Origin of the sequence: Amycolatopsis sacchari, from assembly GCF_900114035.1 — a bacterium.
Classification (GTDB): domain Bacteria; phylum Actinomycetota; class Actinomycetes; order Mycobacteriales; family Pseudonocardiaceae; genus Amycolatopsis_E; species Amycolatopsis_E sacchari.
This window is the reverse complement of record NZ_FORP01000032.1, coordinates 13,127-30,804: the sequence shown is the minus strand read 5'-3', so window position 1 is coordinate 30,804 and position 17,678 is coordinate 13,127. Positions and strand designations below refer to the sequence as shown.

Here is a 17,678-nt window from a genome sequence, read left to right as displayed (position 1 = left end):
CTCCTTGGTCTGGGGGTCAGGCATGGGCAGGGGTGGCGAGGTGCAGTGCCCCCGCGAGCGCGGGCAGGTGGCCGGGCGGCCAGGACGCGGCGATGAAGTGGTCCGGCCGCAGCAGCACGATCCGGCCGCGGTGAGGCGTGAATTCCTGGTCCAGGCGGCCGTCGACGTCCACCAGGAGGCGCCCGCCACCGGCGGGAAGACGGTTGTCGACGGCGATCCGCGCGGTCGAAGGCGCCAGGTGCCCGAGCGCCTTCGCGGCGTCGTCGAGGTCGGCCGCGGACGTGCCCACCGCGAGCAGGGCCCAGCCGGTGCCGAGCGCGTCGTCGAGCAGGCGGATCGAGGACGTGGCGGTGTCGAAGACACGGGGCTGGCCGATCATCGTGCCCGCGGGGGGAACCAGCAGTCCCGTCCGGTAGGTGTGCGGTGGGCGGTACCGCATTTCCTCGAAGAAGGCGCGTTTGGCCGGATCGCGGAGGATCGTGGTGAAGTAGGCGTCACGGCGGGCGGCCCACCGGGCGTCGGTGCTCATCACGATCCGGCCCAGCCGTTCCGACAGCCGGACGGTGGCCTCGGCGTGCGGCCGCCGTTCCAGTTCGTAGGTGTCCAAAGCGGACTCGGTGAGCCTGCCCGCCAGGACGTCGGCGATCTTCCAGCACAGGTTGGCGGCGTCGCGGACGCCGGAGTTCAGGCCCTGTCCGGCGAACGGCGGCATCATGTGCGCCGCGTCGCCCAGCAGGAACACCCGGCCCGCCCGCCACCGGTCGGCGACGAGCCCGTGGAAGCGGTAGATCACGGCCCGCTCGACCTGCCCCGGGGTGATCGGGCGGAACGGCGCGAGCAGCCGCCGCACCAGCGCGAAATCGGGATGGTCGTCGGGGCCGCCTTCGCCCTCGTGCAGCAGGAACTCGTAGCGGCACCGGCCGTCGCGGCCGGGCACGATGACGTGCGGTCGGCGGGGGTCACCGTGGTGCATCCCGTAACGCTCGTCGTGGTGGTCACCGAGCACGTCGGCGACCAGCCACGACTCGGGGTGGCTGCGCCCGGTCATCCCCACGCCCAGCAGGCCGCGGATCGTCGAGCGGCCACCGTCGCACCCGAGGACGTACGCCGCGTGCACGACGCCCGCCGTCCCGTCCGCCCTCCGGTACCGCACTTCGGCGCCGTCGCCGTCCTGGTCGAGCGCGGTGACCTCCGCGCCCATCCGCACCGTGACGCCGCGGTGCGCCACCAGCGAGGCGTGCAGTTCGCGTTCCAGGTCCGGCTGGGCGAACGGGTTCTTGAACGGGTAACCGAACCGGCCCGGCTGCGGCGCGCGAGCCTGCAGCACCGGCCGGCCCAGCGCGTCGTAGTACCGCGTGCCGATGCCGGGCACGATGACCTTGAGGATCCGCTCGGCCAGCCCTGCCGACTGGTACACGCGCAAAGCCTCGTCATCCAGGCTGATCGCCTTGGGTGCGTCACTGGTCGTCGCGTTCCGTTCCAGCACGACGACCCGCACCCCTCGCGCGGCCAGCAGCGCCGCCGCCGTCATCCCCACCGGTCCTGCGCCCACGACGGCCACCTCGGCGCGGAGCGACTCCATGTCCACCCTCATGCGCCGACGCTGTCTCCCACGCACACGCCGGGCACGGCGATCCGCGTGAAGAGGTGCGGTGAGATCGTGCAGGTGTCGGGGTAGCGGGCGAGCAGGCCCTGGAACTCCTCGGAAGCGAAGGCCCGCGCGAGGGCCTGGGCGTTCTCCCAGAGCGCGATGTTGACGAAGCTGGTGCTGCCCTCGGTTCCCTTGTGCATCTGCGCCGACAGGCATCCGTGCGAGAGCATGTACGCCGCGTCCTCCTGCCAGAGGCTCAGGAACTCCGCCTCGAATTCCGGCGGGACGGTGAAGCGGTTGATCAGGACCACCGGGCCGGTCCCGCTGCCGGCCAGCTGCTGCTGGAAGGTGGTCGCGGGATCGAGCTGGACTATTTTCATCGGGGTCTCCTCCTTGCTGGGGACGGGTTTTCCCGTCCGGGTGGCGGTAGCCGGACGTCAGGCGTGCACGGTGACGGGCAACGATTCGAGGCCACGAAGCACGTTGTTGAAGTGGCGGACCGGTTCGCCGGCCTCGATCCGGGAAACCCGGCTCAGGAGTGCCCGCAGGAGCGCCTCCCCTTCCAGGCGGGCAAGCGCCTGCCCGGCACAGCCGTGCAGGCCGTAGCCGAAGGCGAGGTGGTCGGCGTTGTTCCGCGTGATGTCGAACCGGTCGGCGTCCGGCCATTTGCGCTCGTCGCGGTTGGCGGATCCGTACAGGACAGCCAGCCGGGCGCCTTCCGGGACGGTGATGCCGTCGACCGTCCACGCGGTTCGCGCGGTGCGGCCGAAGACCTGGACCGGCGATTCGTAGCGCACGATTTCGCGGAACGCCTGCGGGACCAGGGACGGGTCGGCGCGCAACGCGTCCCACTGGCCGGGGTGCCGGGCCAGGAGCCAGATCGTGTGCCCGATGGAGTGCACCGTGGTGTCCATGCCCGCGACGACGTAGGTCATCAGCAGCCACGGGGCGGCCTCCGCCGGGAGCTGTCCCGCGTCGACCGCGTCGAACACGGCCCTGCCCATGCTGTCTTCGGTGAGTTGGTCGCGGGCCGCGTGGGTGACCACCCACTCGGCCAGCGTCGGCAGCCGCGGCACGGATGCCCGGGTGCGTTCGTTGTCCGGGCCGAAGCAGTTGAAGTTCGCGTCGATGAGGGGGAGGAGCTCCTCCCGGCCCTCCTGGGGGAGGCCGATCAGGTCGCCGACCACCTCGACCGGGAACCGCCGCGCGAGGTCGCCGACCGCGTCGAAGGAACCCCGTGCGACGAGCGCGTCGACCGTCTCCTCGGCGCGGCGGTCGATCTCCGGTTGGAGTGCCCGCAGCGCGGGACGCGCCAGGCGCCCGGCCAGGACGTTCCGCTGCGCCTCGTGGAGCGGGGGATCGGAGCGGATGATGCCGTCGCCGATGTAGTGGTTGAACTGCGTGTTGAGCGCGATGTCGGCCGAGGAGAACGATTCCCAGTCGCCGAGGACGTGGCGTGCTTCCGCGTACCGGGGGACGGCGAACACGTCGAAGCGGTCGAGGTGGACGACCGGTCCCGCGTCACGGAGCTCGCGGAAGACGGGGTAGGGGTCGGCCATGACGTCCTCGCAGAACAGATCGACGTCCGACCGCGGTGCGGTGGCGATCGCGTGCATCGCGTTCCCTTCAGTGGGTGGGCAGTTGCTGGGCGAGCTTGGTGAGTTTCGGTGCCGGGGCGGGGAAGTTGACCGCGGCCGCGGTGCCGGGCCAGACGAGCAGGGCGCGCCGGCCGGCGAGGGAACCTTCGAGCACGGTGGGCTCACCGGCGGGTGGCAGGTGCCCGGCCAGGCGGATCTTCAGGCCGAAGGCCTCGGTCCAGAAGAACGGCACGTGCCCGCGCGCGGGACGCTCCGGCTCGCGGCCGAGCAGTGCGGCGGCCGCGATCTTGGCCTGGGACAAGGCGTTCGACCAGTGGGGCGTCCGCACGTGCCCGCCGTCGCGGCGGACGGAGGTCACGTCGCCGGCGGCGACGATGCCGGGAGCGACGCGGCACGCCTCGTCCGTCACGACCCCGTTTTCGAGTGGGAGGCCGGTGTCGTGCAGCCATTCCGTGTTGGGCACGTCGCCGACCGCCGTTACCGCCAGATCGGCATCGACGGAGAACGCGCCGTCGGCGGACGTCAGCCTGCTGGGCCGGCCGTCGGTGAAGCCGACCTGGAGGCCTGTGCCGGTGACGCGGACCCGGACGCCGTGGTCCGCCGCGGCCTCCAGGCACAGGGCGGACAGTGCCGGGCCGAGCCGGGAAAGCAGCGGCGTGACCACGTCGACGACCGTGACGGACTTCCCGAGCGCCGCGGCCGATGACGCCAGTTCCATCCCGAGGAAACCGCCGCCGGCCACCACGACGTCGCGTGCGCCGGCAAGGCTCTTCCGCAGGGCCACCGCGTCGTCGAGGCCGCGCAGGGTGATCTCGCCCTGCCCGGGGTCACCCAGCAGGCGCGCCCGGGCACCACTGGCGATGACCAGGCCGTCGTAGCGGAGCTTGTCCCCGGTGGTGAGTTCGACGAGGTTCTTATCGCGGTCGAGTCCGACGGCCCCGATCCCCGTGAGCACCTCGGCGTCGCCGGGAACCGGCAGGAACACGCTGTCGTCCGGCTCCGAGCCGACCAACACGCCTTTCGACAGCGGGGGCCGTGTGTAGGGCGGGTGCGGCTCCGCGCCCACCATCGTGATGTCACCGTCGAAACCCAGCCCCCGCAAGGCATTCGTGCACGCACAGCCCGCCTGGGAAGCGCCCACGACGACCACGTGGCGCCGAGTGGTCACGACCGCACCGGCGAGGCGGAGATCCTCAGTGCCGCGACCGGACAGGCGTGCACCGCGGCCTCGGCGAGCGGCTTCTGCCCGGGCGCGACCTCGGCCACGTCGATGACCAGCTCGTCGTTCTCGTCGAGGTGCACCAGGCCCGGCGCGGCCTGTTCGCACATGCCGTAGCCCTCGCACCGGCTCCTGTCGACCGTGAGCCGAGCGGATTCCCCTTGCTCCATCGCAACTCCTGAACAGCCTCGGGCCGGGCGGCGAACGCTGCGGCTCCGGCGGGTGATCTCACGCTAAGAGCGGATAGACCTGATTGTCAAACCATGTGTCCCGAATATCAGGACAGGTTGAGTGTCCTATCTATCAGGATCGCGATTTTGATGCATAGGACTTTGCGCTAGTGTGGTTCTGGCACGCCACGACAAGGAGGTCGCCATGCCGGTCATCGAGGACGTCATGGTGCTGGGAGCCGACGCTCCACTGAGGAGCGTCACCCGCGACGAGAACCTGTTGCTGTCGCCGCCGCACCCGCCGAAGGTGCCGCTCAAGTTGTGGCGTGACCATCCGCTGCTGAGCGTCGTGCACTTCCCGCAGGAGTACCGCGCGCAGCCGTTCGCGCCGCCGCGCGGGGTGTACGAGAACGACGAGATCCGCGTCGAGTGGCAGACGATGGACAACCGGCAGCCGTTCTACCACCGCAACTGCGACGTGGACGAGATCTCCTACCAGATCGCCGGTGAGCGCACGCTGATGACCGAACTCGGCGTCATCGAACACCGGCCGGGCGAGTTCTCCCGCATTCCGCGTGGGGTGGCCCACGACAACTACGGGCGGGCGGAGAGCCATCTGTTGTTCTACCTCCCCGCGCCGGTCGCCGAACTGGCACCGCCCGACCGAAAGTCCGGGCCGGTGTTCCCGCCGTTCCCCGGCTGGCAGCCGGGTGCGGTGAACGAGGCGGTCACGCAGTGCATGGGCACGCCCGGGCACGACATCACCGTGTTCGGTGCCGACGAACAGCGGCTCCTCGAACAGGTGCACGCCGAGGACGACCGGATGACGGTGCTGCGCGCCGCCCCCGAGCCCGGCACCACGTGGCTGTACGGCACCGATCGCGTCCGGCTCGGCGTCGTCACCACGGCTCCCGGAGGGCGCCGCCGGTACCGCCGCACGCTGGACGCGGACGAGATCCAGTACCAGGCACGCGGAGCCCGGACGTTGATCACCCAGCGCGGGGTCGTCGAACTCGGGCCCGGCGACTTCGTCCGCATCCCGCTGGGGATCTCCCACGCGAGCGTGGCTAGCGAGCCCGGCGAGTACCTCAGTCTGCTTTCACACCGCGAGCTGCCGCAGATCGGCGAAACCTCGCGCACCGCGGAGCCCTGCTCGGCCGCACTGCTCGACAGCCTGGACACGGAGGTCCGCGCATGACCACCATGCTCGCCGTGCGCGCCCACCGCGGCGCCGACGCCCTCGTGCTGGAAGACGTGCCGGTGCCGGTGCCGGGTCCCCGGGACGCGCTCGTCAAGGTCGCCGCCGCGGGGCTGGCGCCGGGCATGGTGCGGCTGCTGGCACAAGGGGCGTTCAAGCACCTGCCCACGACCCTCGGCCACGAAGCGGCCGGTACCGTCGCGGCCGTCGGGAGCGAGGTGGGCGGGGTCGCGGTCGGCGACCGGGTTCGGGTGCACCCGAACCTGAACTGCCGCGAGTGCGGGTACTGCCGGTCCGACCGCGACATGATGTGCCCGCAGCAGGCCATGCTCGGCCATGCCGCGTGGTCCGATGTCCCGATGCCGCTGTACGAGGAGTACCACGACGGCGGGCTCGCGGAGTACGTCCGCGTCCCGCACTGGCTGATCGACCCCCTGCCGGATTCCGTCGGCTTCGACGTCGCGGCCAAGGTGCACGACCTCGCGAACGCCGTCCGCGCGCTGAAGTGCGCCGGCCTCCCGTTCGGCTCGACCGTGGTGGTCACGGCGGCGACCGGGACCATGGGAACCGCGACCGTCAAACTGGCCGAGCACTTCGGCATCGCCCGGCTCGTCCTCGTCGGCCGGGACAGCGCACGGCTCGAATCCGTGGGTCGGCTCAGCGGCGTGCCCGCGGACTTCGTCGCGCTGAACGACCTTCCCGGGGACTGGGCGACCAGTGGCGGGCTCACCCGCCGTCTGCGCGAGCTGGTGCCACACGGGGCGGACGCCGTCGTGGATTTCCTCCCCGGCGGGCCGGGCGCAGTCCAGGCGATGGCGGCACTGGCCACCGGCGGCACGCTGGTCCACATGGGAGCGAACACGGATCCGCTGCAGCTGCCCCCGATCGCGCTCATGGTCAACTGCTGGCGCTTCGTCGGCACCCGTGCCTGCACCCGCGCCGACGCCCAGGAAGTCCTGCGGCTCCTGGAAACCGGTGCCCTCCAAGCCGATGACCTGATCACCCACCGCTTCCCGCTCACCGACGCGATCAAGGCCGTCGAAGCGATGCAGCGCCGGGACGAACCCATGTGGATGACCGTCGTGAGCCCCTGAGCCGGCCGTGGGAAAAGGAGTGTCCATTCCGCACTGACCTCTAGGACGACAGGGTGACGTTCTTGGTCTCCTTGGTGCACACCGCGATCACCAGGCCGCTGCCGAGGCACAGGCCGACCAGGTACACCATCAAGGCCGTGGTGGACCCGTGCGTGTTCGCCGCGAGCGCGGCGACGACCAGCGGGGTGAAACCCGCGCCCACCACGCTCGCCGTCTGGTACCCGAGCGACACACCCGTGTACCGCACGTGTGTCGGGAACTGCTCGCTGATGAAGGCCGCCACCGGGCCGAACGCCACACCCTGGCACAAGGCCAGTGCCAGGACCAGAGCTGTCAGCACGAGTGCGAAGCGCCCGGAGCCGAGCATGAGGAACACGGGGTAGGTCAGCACGACCATGCCGGCGAGACCGGCGAGCATGATCGGCCGCCTGCCGTACCGGTCCGACAACCACGCCGCCCCGAGCGTGCCGGGGATCGCGAGCGCCTGTGAGATCGCGAACGCGAGCAGCGCCGCCGATCTCGTCAGCCCGTGGCCCGCCGAGTACGTGACCCCGTAGGTCGCGAACATCGCCTGGATGGCGAAACCGGCCAGGCAGGACAGGAACACCACGATCACGGCGCGCGGCCTGCGCAGAACCTCGATGAACGGCGGGCGCCGCCTTTCCGCCTGGGGCGCGGCCGCGCGGAACACCGGGCTCTCCGCCACCTTCGTCCGGACGAACAGCCCGACGACGAGCAGGACCGCGGAGAACAGGAAGGGAATCCGCCAGCCCCACGACAGGAACTGGTCGGCGGGCAGCAGCCCGGCCAGCGCCAGCGCGACGGCACCCAGGACCGTGCCCGTCGGCGCCCCTGCCGTGGTGAAGGAAGCGGCCAGACCACGCCGGTGCTCCGGCGCGTGCTCGGCGGAGAGCAGAGCGGCGCCGCCCCATTCGCCGCCGATCGCCACACCCTGCACGACCCGCAGCAGCACGAGCAGGGTCGCGCCCCACGTCGGCACCGCGGGGATCACGCCGATCAGCGCGGAGGCCGCTCCCATCGCGGTCATCGACACGACGAGCATCCGCTTCCGGCCCAGCCGATCACCGAAATGCCCGAACACCAGCCCGCCGACGGGCCGGGCGACGAACCCCGCGGCCAACGTCGCGTAGGACGCCACCGTCGCGACGAGCGGGCTCAGGGACGCGAAGAACACCGGGCCGAACACCAGGGACGAAGCCGTGGCGTAGAGCGCGAAGTCGTAGTACTCGATCGTGCTGCCGAGGAAACTCGAGAGGACGGCGCGGCGCGCGCCGGTTCCTCGCCGGGTCTGTTCCGCTGTCGTGTTCGCAAGCGCCATTGCCGCGATTCCTTTCAGGGACCGGCCCGCGTGGTCAACTGCCCGGGAGGTTGCGCACCAGGTAGTCCCACACCTGCCGGATCGCACCGGGGGAGTAGATGTGCTCTCGTTTGGACAGTGCCTCGGACTCGCCGGACCAGGTAGGCCATCCGCCGTAGCCGTGGGTGAGAAGTTGTTGCTGTGCGGCCCTTTCCAGGAGGATCGCGGCGACGGTGGCCTCTTCGAGGTCCTTGCCGACGGTGACGATTCCGTGGTTGACCAGGAACACCGCACGGGCGGAACCGAGCCGCTGGGCGAGCCGCTCGCCCAGCAGCGGGGTCAGGATCAGGTCCGCTGTCTCGGTGAACCGCGGGACTTCCGGGGGTACGAAGAAGTTGGCGGCGTGGCTGACCGGCCGCAGTGGCTGTCCCGTGGCGGCGAGCGCCAGCGCGTAGGGGGAGTGGGTGTGGACCACGCCGCCCACGTCCGGCCGTGCCGCCATGATCTCGGTGTGGATGGGGTACTCGCTGTGCCGGGGGCCGCTCCCGGCGACGACCTCGCCGCCCGCGTCGACGAGGTGGACCTGGCCGGGCCCGACTTCTTCCAGGCCGAGCCCGGCTTCCTTGATCCACACGCCGCGTCCTTCCGGGTCACGCGCGGAGGCGTGGCCCCAGACGAGGTCACCGTGACCGGCGACGCCCAGGACGCGGGAGGCGGTCGCGACGAGTTCGCGAACGTGGTCCGGCATCGGGGAACGCTCCTGTCTCTCGGGCCGGTTTCAGCCGGCGTCGGGCCGCCGTGCCGGGATGGTGGCGGTGAGCTCGGTGTCGACGCCGAGCGGCTCGATCAGCGAGGCCCCGCCGGGCGACTCGAGTGGCTCGTCCCGTCCGGGCAGCGGCTCGTCGAAGAAGCGCTTGTTGTCCTCGGCCCACTCGGGAGCCGCGTCGGGAGGTCCGGCGGTGATCGCGTCGACCGGGCAGGCCGGCAGGCAGTTGCCGCACTCGATGCACTCGTAGGGGTTGATGTAGCGCTTGCGCGCCCCTTCGTAGATGCAGTCCACGGGGCAAGCGTCCACGCAGGATCCGTCGAGCTCGTCGACGCACTGGGCGCCGATCACGTAGGGCATGGGAAGTCTCCTTCGCCGTCAGGTGGCGGCAGTGGTCATCAGTTCGGTCGAATGACCGGGGAACACGGCCTCACCGGGGCGCAGTCCGGCGGCCAGGTTGTTGATCGCGGTCGCTGCTTCCCCGAAACCGACGGCCATGATCCGGACCTTGCCGGGGTGCGTGGTGACGTCGCCGACGGCGAAGACGCCGGGAAGACCGGTGGCCATCCGCTCGTCGACGACGATCTGCCGGGCCTCCAGCTGGAAACCCCATCCCGCCAAGGGGCCGAGGTTGGCGGTGTGGCCCAGTGCCGCGATCAGCGCGTCGGCGGGAAGGTGCTCCTCGCCGCCGTCGCGGCGGCGGACGGTGACGCCCTCCAACCGGCTCGCCCCGTGGGTGGCGACCACCTCCGCGTCGAGGACGAAGCGGGCATTCGTCTCCCGCAGCGTGCTGACGGCGCGCGCGTGGGCGAGCATGGTCCGGCGCCGGTGCACCACGGTGAGCGAGCGGGTGACCGGTGCGAGCATGAGTGACCAGTCGACGGCGCTGTCCCCGCCGCCGACGACCACCACGTGCCGATCGTGGTAGTCCTCGAGATCGCTCAGGGTGTAGCTGACTCCGCGGCCGAGGTGGGCCTCGGCGGCCGGGAGCCGCCGGGGCTGGAAGCTCCCGATACCGGCCGCGACGACCACACCGTCCGCGTGGACCCGGCGCCCCCGGTCGGTGGTGACGGTGAGGCGGCGGGAACTGCCCGGCGAGTTGTGCGTGAGCGTGGTGGCCTGCTCGCCGAGCACCCACGCCGGGTTGGCGAACTCGGCCTGCTTGACCAGGGCGCCGGTCAGCTCGGCGCCGGTGACCTCGGGCAGCCCCGCGACGTCGTAGATCGGTTTCCCCGGGTAGAGCGCCATGAGCTGCCCACCGGGCGCGGGCTGGGAGTCCATCAGCACCACCGACAACTCCCGCATCCCGGCGTAGTAGGACGCGAACAAGCCGCTCGGGCCCGCACCGATGATCAGCACGTCGGTGTCGAGGTCGGCTTCCCGGTCCTGGCCGGTCATGGCCGCCCCTTCCCGATGGTCTCGGCGAGGAACGACGTCGTCAGCTGCCACGCTTCCCGCGCCGCCTCCTCGTGGTACATCGCGGGACGCGCGTCGCAGTGGAAGGCGTGGCCCGCCCCGGGGAAGACCCTGATGCGCAGGTCGACACCGGCCTCGTCGGCGGCGGCGCGGAGCGCGTCCCGGTGCTCGGCCGGGATGGTCGGGTCCTGGTCGCCGACGAGCACCAGGACGGGCCCGGAGATGTTCTCGACGCGGTCGAGGACGGCGTGCGGCCCGGCGACGACCCCGGGTCCGTAGAACGCGACGGTCGCCCCCAGCCCGAGGGTGCTGGTCGCGGCGGTGATCGCGGCCCGGCCACCGAAGCAGAAACCGACTACGGCGCAACGCTGGACCGGGATGTTCTCGGCGTCGAGGACGTGTTCCAGCAGCGCGACGACGTCGGTGTCGATCTGGTCGGGGGAGATGGCGTCGATCAGCCCCATCGCGGTGTCCCGGTCGGCGTAGTCCACCGTCCCGCCGCCCGTGCGGTGGAACAGTTCCGGGGCCAGCGCGAGATAGCCCTCGGCGGCGACCCGGCGGGTGACGTCCTGGACGTGTTCGTTGACGCCGAAGGCTTCCTGCAGCACCAGGACGGCCGCCGGCGGGCTGACCGGGTCGGCGGGGCGCACGCGGTACACGCGCATCGGACCGTCGCTTGTGGACACTTCCAGCCAGTCGCCCGCCGGTTCGGGAGCGGCGTTCATCGTGGTCGTACTCCTTCTCTCAGGCCCACATCAGGGCGCCGGACGCGTCCGCGCCGTCACCCAGCGCCGAGTAGGTCTCCTCCGCGGCGGGGTGCAGCGGGATCGGGGCGGTGGCGATCGCCCGCGGGTCGAGCGGGTACGTGACCGGGCTGCGGTCGGCGGGCAGGTGGCGGTACTGCACCTCGAGCGCTTGCCGGGTGCACACCAGGCACCAGGCGATCAGGGCCGCGATGTCGTCGGGCAGGTCCTCGCGGCACACGAGCAGGAAATCGGAGAACTCCAGCGCGGTGAGGTCGTGGGCGAGACCGGGCAGGTAGCCGGCCGGCACCGTCGCGGTGGGCCAGTGCCACCGCGCGAACGCCTCGGTCACCGCGGGATCCACGTCGAGGTAGGTGACCTCCTTCCGCTCGGTCACCCGCTGCCAGGCCGGGGTCATGATCGCTTCGTGGATCAGCACGTTGGCCGTCCCGTCGCGGAACGCGGCGATGGCCGGGAAGGGGCGTTCCGAGTAGACGAACCCGCCGCCCGCCTCGTCCAGGCGGGCGGCGGACACGCCGATCGCCTCCAGCTGGCGGTGCGCGGCCGCGCCGATCAGGTTGACGCCGTCGTCGGGGCTGGTCGCGATGCGCAGCGCCGGCAGCAGCTCCGCCAGCTCGCTCATCCGCGACACGCCCAGGGCCGCGTCGACACACGTGACCAGGCGGTCGCGCTGGGGAAGGGTGCCGAGGGCCCGCAGCCGTCCGGCGCCCGCGACGGCCAGCGGCCCGGTGCCGGCGGGCAGGCCCGCGGCCGCGGCGACCGGGGTCAGCAGCGCGGCGTCGACGTCGTGCGCGAGCACGGCGTGGACCGCGTCGGCACCACCGCGTCCCGACCAGATCCCGAAGCGGGAGCCTGGTGCGCAACGGTCCCCGAGCTCCTGGGCCAGCCAGCCGCAGATGCGGTGGAGGTTGGCCTGGCCCCAGTCTCCCTGGAAGATCAGCGAAATCTCCCTGTCGATGACGGGGGCGTCCTGGTTCGTGGTCACGAGGCGGCTCCGGCGACCATCGCGGCCAGCCGGCCGGCATCGAGGACGAAGTCGATTTCGTGGATTTCTTCGAACGGGAACCCGATCCGCTCGAACTCCTCCTCGAGCGCGTTCTGGTCGTCGGCTTCGTACACCGTGACGATGAACCCGGAGACGGTGTTGACGTAGAGGTTGCCGAACCGGGCGTGCACGCCTTCGGCGACGTCGGGTGCGTAGCCCGCGATCTCCTCGGGGGAGAGCCCGGGCGCGCGGTGGAGGGTCAGGAAAGTGGCCATGGTCGTCTCTCTCGTCGTTGAGCGTGGCTCTCGCCGGTGGATCCGGCTCAGGTGGTGGTCAGCTCGGCCTCGAGCGACCGCGCGATGTCCGGCCAGGCGGAGAACGGGGTCAGGTCGACCGGGTCGTGTGTGGTGCCGCACCCCTCGCAGTGGCGCAGCGTGTCCTTGTCGTTGAACTCGGCGCAGGCGTCGTAGTAGGCCTGCTGCGAGATCGTGTCGGCGGTGTCCCACTCGACGCGGTGCAGCTCCCGGTCGCAGCCCGGGCAGTACCAGGCCACCCCCTCCAGCCCGGGAACCCGGGCCTTGTAACGAAGTTGCACGCCCTCCTCGGTGGGCACGATGCGGTGCGGTGTGCCGGCGGGGATGTAGACGTGGTCGCCGATCTCCATCGAGAACCGGAGGACCGAGGTGTCCTTGAGGTGCACGACCGCGGTGCCCGACAGCTGGGCCAGGACGTTGTCCTTGCCGCAGATCAGCCAGAACGGCTGCGCCACCGCGTTGCGTGACAGGTGCGCCTGCGGGTCGACGTTGGCCGGCAGCACCGGCACGTCGGCGTAGTCGCCGAGGTCCTGCGCCGCCTTGAGCCCGTTCAGCATGCGCCGCCGCTTCATGCCCGCACCGCCTTCTTCGCGTCGCCGAGGGCTTCGATCGCCGCGCGGAGCGCGGCCTTGGACCGGTTCGCCGTGCGGGTCTGGTCCACCCAGCGTTGCCAGCCCCACTTGGGTTCCGGGAACTCGTCGTTCACCTGACCGCAGTTGCCGCACGTGCGCACGGATTCGTCGTTCAGCCGGGCCGCGGCCTCGGCGCTGCCCCAGATCGTGCTGAACACCGGGTACTCGTCGTCGGCGCTGCCGCCCCACTGCGCGGGGTCGTGCCCCTCGACACCCCGGGGTGTCGACTCGTAGTCGAACCGCACGAGCTCTTCGTGGCACTTCTTGCAGCGGAAGATGATCGCTTCGTGCTGCCGCTCGTCGTCGGACTGGCGCTGGGTGATCGTCATGACCGCGTAGGAGCCGGGGTCCTTCGGGTCGCGGAGGAAGGAGTTCACCCCGTGCAACGACTGGTTGGCGAAGATCTGTCCGGTTTGGAGCATGGCGCCGCTGGCGCCGTAGACCACGGTGAGCTCTTCGACCGTGTTCCAGTGGAAGAAGTGCCCGAACTCGCCGTCGTCGGGCTCGCCGGTGAAGATCGCGCCGCAGGGCACCACGGCGCCGGCGTCGTGGTACGGGAACAAGGCGAGCAGCTGGCACGAGGCGTCGGCCATGCGCTGGAACACGTTCGCCTTGAGCGGTTCACGGCGGCCGTCAGGTGGGGGGATCCGGTGCGCTGTCTCGGACATCGTTGTCTCCTGGAATTGCCGGTGGCCGGTGCTGGGAACCATTGTTGTCAGGCAGCTGACAATAAGTCAAGGACCTGACGACATGCCTCCGGATGACGCTGTGTGAACATGCTCCGGTGACTGATGAGGGATCGGCGCGCATCGGCGACGCCGTCACGCGGCTCGTGCTCACGACGTTCCGGGCCAACGGGGTCTTCCTGGCGGCCGGGGACCGGCTGGTGGCCGACCAGGAGCTGACCTCCGCGAGGTGGCAGGTGCTGGGGGCGATCACGCTGGCCGAGCGCCCCTTGACGGTGGCGCAGATCGCCCGGCGGATGGGGTTGTCGCGGCAGAGCGTGCACGCGACCGTCCGGCGTCTCGCCGAGCGCGGCCTGGTGACGTTCGCGGCGAACGAGGACCACCGCCGCTCGCCGCTGGTGCGGATCACCGACGCGGGTGCCGCGGCTTACGCGGAGGCGGGGCGCAAGCAGGAGGACTGGGCGAGGGGGCTCGGCGCCGGGATTCCGGTGGCGGACCTCGAAGCGGCCGAACGGGTCATCGGTGAGCTGTGCCGGCGCCTGGAAGACGGAGGTCCGGGAGTGGACGGCATCGATCCGTCGCGGGAGGAGGCCTGACGTGCAGATCACGGCTCATGGCTGCCTCCCTGGGTGCTACCGGGCTCTTTTGCACGATAGCCGGGTTCCACAAGCGGCGGCCCGGAATTCTGCCGTGCGGAACAAGCCGTAGCGTCTACTGTGGACAGACCGGCGGCTGCCGTCCGGCGACGACCTCGTGCAGTGCTTCCAGCAGCTCGCCGGGAACCTCGCACAGGTCGTCGCCGGTGCCGTCAGCGGGGGGCATGCTGTCCCGTCATCAACTCGGCCAGGTCCTCCGGCTGCAGGAACGACGGAGGCGGCGGCGGGCCCCAGTTGAACAGGCCCTTGGCCCCTTCCCACACCTCGGGTTTCCAGATGTCGTCCTCGGGGATGCAGTCCATGTCGGAGTAGTACTCGGAGAAGTTGCCCGCGGGATCCTTGAGGTACCAGAAGAAGTTCGATCCCGCGTGGTGGCGGCCCAGCCCCCACACGTGCCGCTCGGGGTGGCCTTCGAGCATGGCGCAGGCACCGCGGCCGACGTCGTCGACGTCGTCGACCTGCCAGCTGGTGTGGTGCAGGAAGTTCACCGGCGCCGCCATGGCCAGCACGTTGTGGTGGTCGACCGAGCAGCGCATGAACGCGCCCTTGTCGCCGATGTAGTCGCTGACCTTGAACCCGATGCCCTCGGTGAAAAAGCCCATCGTCGCCTGGAGGTTGGTCGTGCCGAGCACCGTGTGGCCGAGTTTCTTCGGCTGCACACGGGTCGTCCGGACCACGCCGGGAGCGCGGCCGCGGCGTTCGGTGCGGCCGGGACCGTTGTACGGCGTGGCCGGAACCGGCGCCTGTGCGATCCGCGGCGCGACCTCGACCCGGACGACCGCACCGGTGACGGGTTCGGTGGCGCGCAGCACGTTGCTGTCGAAGTCCCTGGGCACCCCGAGCCGCTCCAGCTGGACCGCGATCCGGGCGATGTCGTCGGTGTCGTCGACCCCGACGCCGAGCTCCACGAGCCGCCGGACCGGGGTGCGCACCAGGCGCAGCTGCTCGCCGCCGTCCTGCGTGGCGAACACCCCCTGGCCGCGGTGGTCGAGCCCGAACTCAGTGTAGTACGCGATCGTGGCCTCGAGGTCGGGTACCCCGATGGTGACGCTGGTGAGTCTGTGCAGGCTCATGTCATCCCTCCCGCGCGTCGGTGAAAGTCTGGTTGAGCTCGCCGATGCCCTCGATCCAGCTGTGCAGCTTCTCGCCGGGCCGGATGAACCGCTGGGGCTGCCTGCCCTGGCCGACTCCGGCGGGGGTGCCCGTGAAGACGAGGTCGCCGGGGTGGAGCACGATCGTCTGCGAGAGCTTCGACAGCAGCTCGGCGACCGGGAAGATCAGGTCCTTCGTGCGGCCCTGCTGCACGACCTCGCCGTCGAGCGAGCAGCCGAGTTCGAGATCGTCCTTGTCCGGCACCGAATCGGGGGTCACCAGCCACGGGCCGACCGGGGCGAAACCGGGGTAGGACTTGCCGAGGCTGAACTGCGGCGCGGGCCCCGCCAGCTGGGAGACGCGCTCGGACAGGTCCTGTCCGACGGTGAGTCCCGCGACGTGGTCCCAAGCCTCCTCGACGCGGACTTTCGCCATGCGCTCCCCGATGACGACCACGAGCTCGACCTCCCAGTCGGTGTGCCCGCCGGGCGGGAGCACCACCTCGGTGTCGGGCCCGCTGAGGCTGCTGTCGAACTTGGTGAACACCGGCGGCAGCCGGTCCGGCACGGCGAACCCGGACTCGGCCGCGTGCTCGCGGTAGTTCAGCCCGACCGCCACGATCTGCCGCGGTTCCGGTGAGGGCGACCCCAGCCGCGCGCGGGTGAAGGGCGCGGCCCCCGAGGTGTCGGCCGACTCGGCCCACGCGCGGAACCCCTTCCAGTCCTCGTAGATCCCGGGCAGGCCGGGGCCGAACTTGCCCCCGCTGGCGGACTCCACGTCCACCCCGCGGTCGTCGGCGGTGAGCAGGACGGCACGACCGTCCACATTGGCCAATCTCATGGGTTCTCCTGGTTCGGGCCGGTGGTCACGTCGGCGAACTGGACGCCGTGTCGTTCGGCGACCATGGACGTGACGTGCCGGGCGATGATGTCCTTGTGCTCCGGGTGGTACAAGGTGATCACCTCACACCAGGGGGGTGATGGTCTCGTCGACGCCGAGCAGCGCCTTGCCGTACACCTCGTAGCTCACCGCGGGGCTCACGACGGCGTGGCGTGCCGCGGTCGCGGAATCGCGCCAGATGCGTTGCAGCGGGTTCACCTCGGCGAACGAGCCGGCGCCGTGCGCGTACAGCAGGATTTCGATGGCGCGGGTGACGCATTCCGCCACGTAGCCGGTGTCCGACCGCACGCGGGCGCGGGTGAGGAGGTCGGGGTAGACGCCGCGCGCGGCGGCCTCGTCGATGTCGTCGGCGGCCCGGTAGGCGTGCAGGTGCGCGGTGTCGATCAGTCGCGCCGCTTCGGCGATCTGCAGCTGGAACGCCGTCGAATCCCGCTGCGCGGCGAAGAACGTGTACGAGATCGGCTTCTTCGCCGCCTTGTCCACCACCAGCTCCAGCGCGGCCCGGCCCATGCCCAGCTGCGGCCCGACGAGCACCAGCGCGAGCACGGGGACGAACGCGGACCGGTAGAACGCCTCGGTGTCCTTGTGCTCGGTCGGGTACTCGCCGACGAGGGCCGCCGGCACCCGCATCACGCGGTGCTCGGGCACGAAGACGTTCTCGGCGACGAGGCAGTTGCTGCCGCTGGACCGCATGCCCGCGACGAACCAGGTGTCCTCGAGCTCCAGGTCCGCCCGGGGGATCAGCACCAGGGCCTGGTCGACCACTTCGCCCGTCTCGTCGGTGAGGGGGACGCCCAGCGCCGCCCAGGTGGCGTGCCAGGACCCGGAGTTGTAGTACCACTTCCCGGTCACCCGCCAGCCGCCGTCGACCTTGACGGTCTCCGCGGTCGGGGTGAGCACGCCGGACACCTTGGCCTCCGGGTCGGCGCCGAACACGTCGTCCTGGGCCCGCGCCGGGAACAGGCCCGTCAGCCAGGCGCACACGTTCGTCAGCGTCAGCACCCACGAGGTGCCCCCGTCGGCTTCCGCGACCGCCGCCGACACGTCGAGCATCGTGCGCATGGACGTCTCGTATCCGCCGTAGCGCCTGGGCACGGCCAACTTGAACAACCCGGCGTCGGTCATCGCCTGGATGCTCTCCTCGACGACCCTGCGGTCGGTCTCACCGGCGGCGGCGTTCTTGCTCAGCAGCGGTTTGAGGTCACGGGCGCGCGCGACGAGCTCGGACGTGCTGGGGACGGCCGGGGCGGGGGAGGTGGTCTGTGCTGTCATCGGTTCT

Annotated in this window: 21 protein-coding genes; 3 read left to right on the top strand and 18 right to left on the bottom strand. The window is 71.0% G+C overall.

The genetic code is table 11. The annotated features are described in order from the left end of the window. Positions 1–16: 16 nt before the first annotated feature. The 5 genes from BMZ92_RS32815 to BMZ92_RS32795 are packed head-to-tail and all read right to left on the bottom strand — an operon-like array spanning position 17 to position 4,578. Positions 17–1,594 carry a bifunctional 3-(3-hydroxy-phenyl)propionate/3-hydroxycinnamic acid hydroxylase gene (locus BMZ92_RS32815; RefSeq protein ID WP_245783400.1) on the bottom strand — a complete coding sequence of 526 codons (1,578 nt, stop codon included), beginning with the start codon at positions 1,592–1,594 and terminating at the stop codon, positions 17–19. After that, positions 1,591–1,971, bottom strand: a complete 381-nt coding sequence (locus BMZ92_RS32810; protein WP_091515729.1) for an antibiotic biosynthesis monooxygenase family protein — start codon at positions 1,969–1,971, stop codon at positions 1,591–1,593. Before BMZ92_RS32810 ends, BMZ92_RS32815 begins: the two co-directional genes overlap by 4 nt. A 57-nt stretch (positions 1,972–2,028) precedes the next feature. After that, positions 2,029–3,207, bottom strand: coding sequence for a cytochrome P450 (locus BMZ92_RS32805; protein WP_091515727.1), 1,179 nt, complete (start codon positions 3,205–3,207; stop codon positions 2,029–2,031). 10 nt (positions 3,208–3,217) lie between these two features. Continuing rightward, positions 3,218–4,357, bottom strand: coding sequence for an NAD(P)/FAD-dependent oxidoreductase (locus BMZ92_RS32800; RefSeq protein ID WP_177228976.1), 1,140 nt, complete (start codon positions 4,355–4,357; stop codon positions 3,218–3,220). Further along, entirely contained in the window at positions 4,354–4,578 is a 225-nt protein-coding gene (locus BMZ92_RS32795) for a ferredoxin (RefSeq protein WP_091515802.1), read from the bottom strand. The genes BMZ92_RS32800 and BMZ92_RS32795 overlap by 4 nt, the downstream gene beginning before the upstream one ends. Before the next feature lie 205 nt (positions 4,579–4,783). Here BMZ92_RS32795 and BMZ92_RS32790 point away from each other — a divergent pair, with 205 nt between their 5' ends. Continuing rightward, positions 4,784–5,776, top strand: a complete 993-nt coding sequence (locus BMZ92_RS32790; protein WP_091515721.1) for a hypothetical protein — start codon at positions 4,784–4,786, stop codon at positions 5,774–5,776. After that, positions 5,773–6,870 carry an alcohol dehydrogenase catalytic domain-containing protein gene (locus BMZ92_RS32785; RefSeq protein ID WP_091515719.1) on the top strand — a complete coding sequence of 366 codons (1,098 nt, stop codon included), beginning with the start codon at positions 5,773–5,775 and terminating at the stop codon, positions 6,868–6,870. The genes BMZ92_RS32790 and BMZ92_RS32785 overlap by 4 nt, the downstream gene beginning before the upstream one ends. Positions 6,871–6,910: 40 nt before the next feature. On the opposite strand, the gene BMZ92_RS32780 is transcribed toward BMZ92_RS32785, so the two are convergent. Genes BMZ92_RS32780 through BMZ92_RS32740 form a run of 9 tightly spaced genes read right to left on the bottom strand, consistent with a single transcriptional unit; the run spans position 6,911 to position 13,733 of the window. Further along, positions 6,911–8,209 carry an MFS transporter gene (locus BMZ92_RS32780; RefSeq protein WP_091515717.1) on the bottom strand — a complete coding sequence of 433 codons (1,299 nt, stop codon included), beginning with the start codon at positions 8,207–8,209 and terminating at the stop codon, positions 6,911–6,913. Positions 8,210–8,243: 34 nt separating this feature from the next. Next, positions 8,244–8,936 (bottom strand): class II aldolase/adducin family protein, encoded by a 693-nt coding sequence (locus BMZ92_RS32775; RefSeq protein WP_091515715.1) that lies wholly within the window; start codon positions 8,934–8,936, stop codon positions 8,244–8,246. Positions 8,937–8,966: 30 nt separating this feature from the next. Then, positions 8,967–9,314: a ferredoxin family protein gene (locus BMZ92_RS32770; protein ID WP_091515713.1), complete on the bottom strand. Its 348-nt coding sequence runs from the start codon at positions 9,312–9,314 to the stop codon at positions 8,967–8,969. Between the two features lie 18 nt (positions 9,315–9,332). Next, positions 9,333–10,352: an NAD(P)/FAD-dependent oxidoreductase gene (locus BMZ92_RS32765; protein ID WP_091515710.1), complete on the bottom strand. Its 1,020-nt coding sequence runs from the start codon at positions 10,350–10,352 to the stop codon at positions 9,333–9,335. After that, positions 10,349–11,095, bottom strand: a complete 747-nt coding sequence (locus BMZ92_RS32760; RefSeq protein WP_091515708.1) for a dienelactone hydrolase family protein — start codon at positions 11,093–11,095, stop codon at positions 10,349–10,351. Before BMZ92_RS32760 ends, BMZ92_RS32765 begins: the two co-directional genes overlap by 4 nt. A 19-nt stretch (positions 11,096–11,114) precedes the next feature. After that, positions 11,115–12,119, bottom strand: coding sequence for a TAXI family TRAP transporter solute-binding subunit (locus tag BMZ92_RS32755; RefSeq protein WP_091515706.1), 1,005 nt, complete (start codon positions 12,117–12,119; stop codon positions 11,115–11,117). After that, positions 12,116–12,394: a hypothetical protein gene (locus tag BMZ92_RS32750; protein WP_091515703.1), complete on the bottom strand. Its 279-nt coding sequence runs from the start codon at positions 12,392–12,394 to the stop codon at positions 12,116–12,118. Before BMZ92_RS32750 ends, BMZ92_RS32755 begins: the two co-directional genes overlap by 4 nt. A 47-nt stretch (positions 12,395–12,441) precedes the next feature. Continuing rightward, the gene (locus tag BMZ92_RS32745) at positions 12,442–13,005 is read right to left on the bottom strand and encodes a cupin domain-containing protein (protein ID WP_091515701.1); all 564 of its coding nucleotides are present in this window, start codon (positions 13,003–13,005) and stop codon (positions 12,442–12,444) included. Next, complete coding sequence (locus BMZ92_RS32740) at positions 13,002–13,733, bottom strand: hypothetical protein (RefSeq protein ID WP_091515699.1); 732 nt, start codon at positions 13,731–13,733, stop codon at positions 13,002–13,004. The genes BMZ92_RS32745 and BMZ92_RS32740 overlap by 4 nt, the downstream gene beginning before the upstream one ends. 116 nt (positions 13,734–13,849) lie before the next feature. Here BMZ92_RS32740 and BMZ92_RS32735 point away from each other — a divergent pair, with 116 nt between their 5' ends. After that, entirely contained in the window at positions 13,850–14,347 is a 498-nt protein-coding gene (locus tag BMZ92_RS32735) for a MarR family winged helix-turn-helix transcriptional regulator (protein ID WP_218153596.1), read from the top strand. Positions 14,348–14,559: 212 nt separating this feature from the next. Here the strand turns inward: BMZ92_RS32735 and BMZ92_RS32730 are convergent, their stop codons facing one another. The 4 genes from BMZ92_RS32730 to BMZ92_RS32720 are packed head-to-tail and all read right to left on the bottom strand — an operon-like array spanning position 14,560 to position 17,671. Beyond that, positions 14,560–15,480 (bottom strand): VOC family protein, encoded by a 921-nt coding sequence (locus BMZ92_RS32730; protein ID WP_091515695.1) that lies wholly within the window; start codon positions 15,478–15,480, stop codon positions 14,560–14,562. Between the two features lies 1 nt (position 15,481). After that, a complete protein-coding gene (locus tag BMZ92_RS32725; protein ID WP_091515693.1) occupies positions 15,482–16,339 on the bottom strand; it encodes a fumarylacetoacetate hydrolase family protein in 858 nt (285 codons plus the stop codon). Then, positions 16,336–16,461 carry a hypothetical protein gene (locus tag BMZ92_RS38635; protein ID WP_281245244.1) on the bottom strand — a complete coding sequence of 42 codons (126 nt, stop codon included), beginning with the start codon at positions 16,459–16,461 and terminating at the stop codon, positions 16,336–16,338. The genes BMZ92_RS32725 and BMZ92_RS38635 overlap by 4 nt, the downstream gene beginning before the upstream one ends. Position 16,462: 1 nt before the next feature. Beyond that, entirely contained in the window at positions 16,463–17,671 is a 1,209-nt protein-coding gene (locus tag BMZ92_RS32720) for an acyl-CoA dehydrogenase family protein (protein ID WP_091515690.1), read from the bottom strand. Between the last annotated feature and the right edge of the window lie 7 nt (positions 17,672–17,678).

Bases quoted from the DNA above. Each gene is read 5' to 3' on its own strand.
- BMZ92_RS32815 (WP_245783400.1), bottom strand. From the start codon at position 1,594: ATGAGGGTGGACATGGAGTCGCTCCGCGCCGAGGTGGCCGTCGTGGGC.
- BMZ92_RS32810 (WP_091515729.1), bottom strand. From the start codon at position 1,971: ATGAAAATAGTCCAGCTCGATCCCGCGACCACCTTCCAGCAGCAGCTG.
- BMZ92_RS32725 (WP_091515693.1), bottom strand. From the start codon at position 16,339: ATGAGATTGGCCAATGTGGACGGTCGTGCCGTCCTGCTCACCGCCGAC.
- BMZ92_RS32765 (WP_091515710.1), bottom strand. From the start codon at position 10,352: ATGACCGGCCAGGACCGGGAAGCCGACCTCGACACCGACGTGCTGATC.
- BMZ92_RS32780 (WP_091515717.1), bottom strand. From the start codon at position 8,209: ATGGCGCTTGCGAACACGACAGCGGAACAGACCCGGCGAGGAACCGGC.
- BMZ92_RS32785 (WP_091515719.1), top strand. From the start codon at position 5,773: ATGACCACCATGCTCGCCGTGCGCGCCCACCGCGGCGCCGACGCCCTC.
- BMZ92_RS32720 (WP_091515690.1), bottom strand. From the start codon at position 17,671: ATGACAGCACAGACCACCTCCCCCGCCCCGGCCGTCCCCAGCACGTCC.
- BMZ92_RS32730 (WP_091515695.1), bottom strand. From the start codon at position 15,480: ATGAGCCTGCACAGACTCACCAGCGTCACCATCGGGGTACCCGACCTC.
- BMZ92_RS32805 (WP_091515727.1), bottom strand. From the start codon at position 3,207: ATGCACGCGATCGCCACCGCACCGCGGTCGGACGTCGATCTGTTCTGC.
- BMZ92_RS32775 (WP_091515715.1), bottom strand. From the start codon at position 8,936: ATGCCGGACCACGTTCGCGAACTCGTCGCGACCGCCTCCCGCGTCCTG.
- BMZ92_RS32750 (WP_091515703.1), bottom strand. From the start codon at position 12,394: ATGGCCACTTTCCTGACCCTCCACCGCGCGCCCGGGCTCTCCCCCGAG.
- BMZ92_RS32760 (WP_091515708.1), bottom strand. From the start codon at position 11,095: ATGAACGCCGCTCCCGAACCGGCGGGCGACTGGCTGGAAGTGTCCACA.
- BMZ92_RS32770 (WP_091515713.1), bottom strand. From the start codon at position 9,314: ATGCCCTACGTGATCGGCGCCCAGTGCGTCGACGAGCTCGACGGATCC.
- BMZ92_RS32795 (WP_091515802.1), bottom strand. From the start codon at position 4,578: ATGGAGCAAGGGGAATCCGCTCGGCTCACGGTCGACAGGAGCCGGTGC.
- BMZ92_RS32740 (WP_091515699.1), bottom strand. From the start codon at position 13,733: ATGTCCGAGACAGCGCACCGGATCCCCCCACCTGACGGCCGCCGTGAA.
- BMZ92_RS32745 (WP_091515701.1), bottom strand. From the start codon at position 13,005: ATGAAGCGGCGGCGCATGCTGAACGGGCTCAAGGCGGCGCAGGACCTC.
- BMZ92_RS32790 (WP_091515721.1), top strand. From the start codon at position 4,784: ATGCCGGTCATCGAGGACGTCATGGTGCTGGGAGCCGACGCTCCACTG.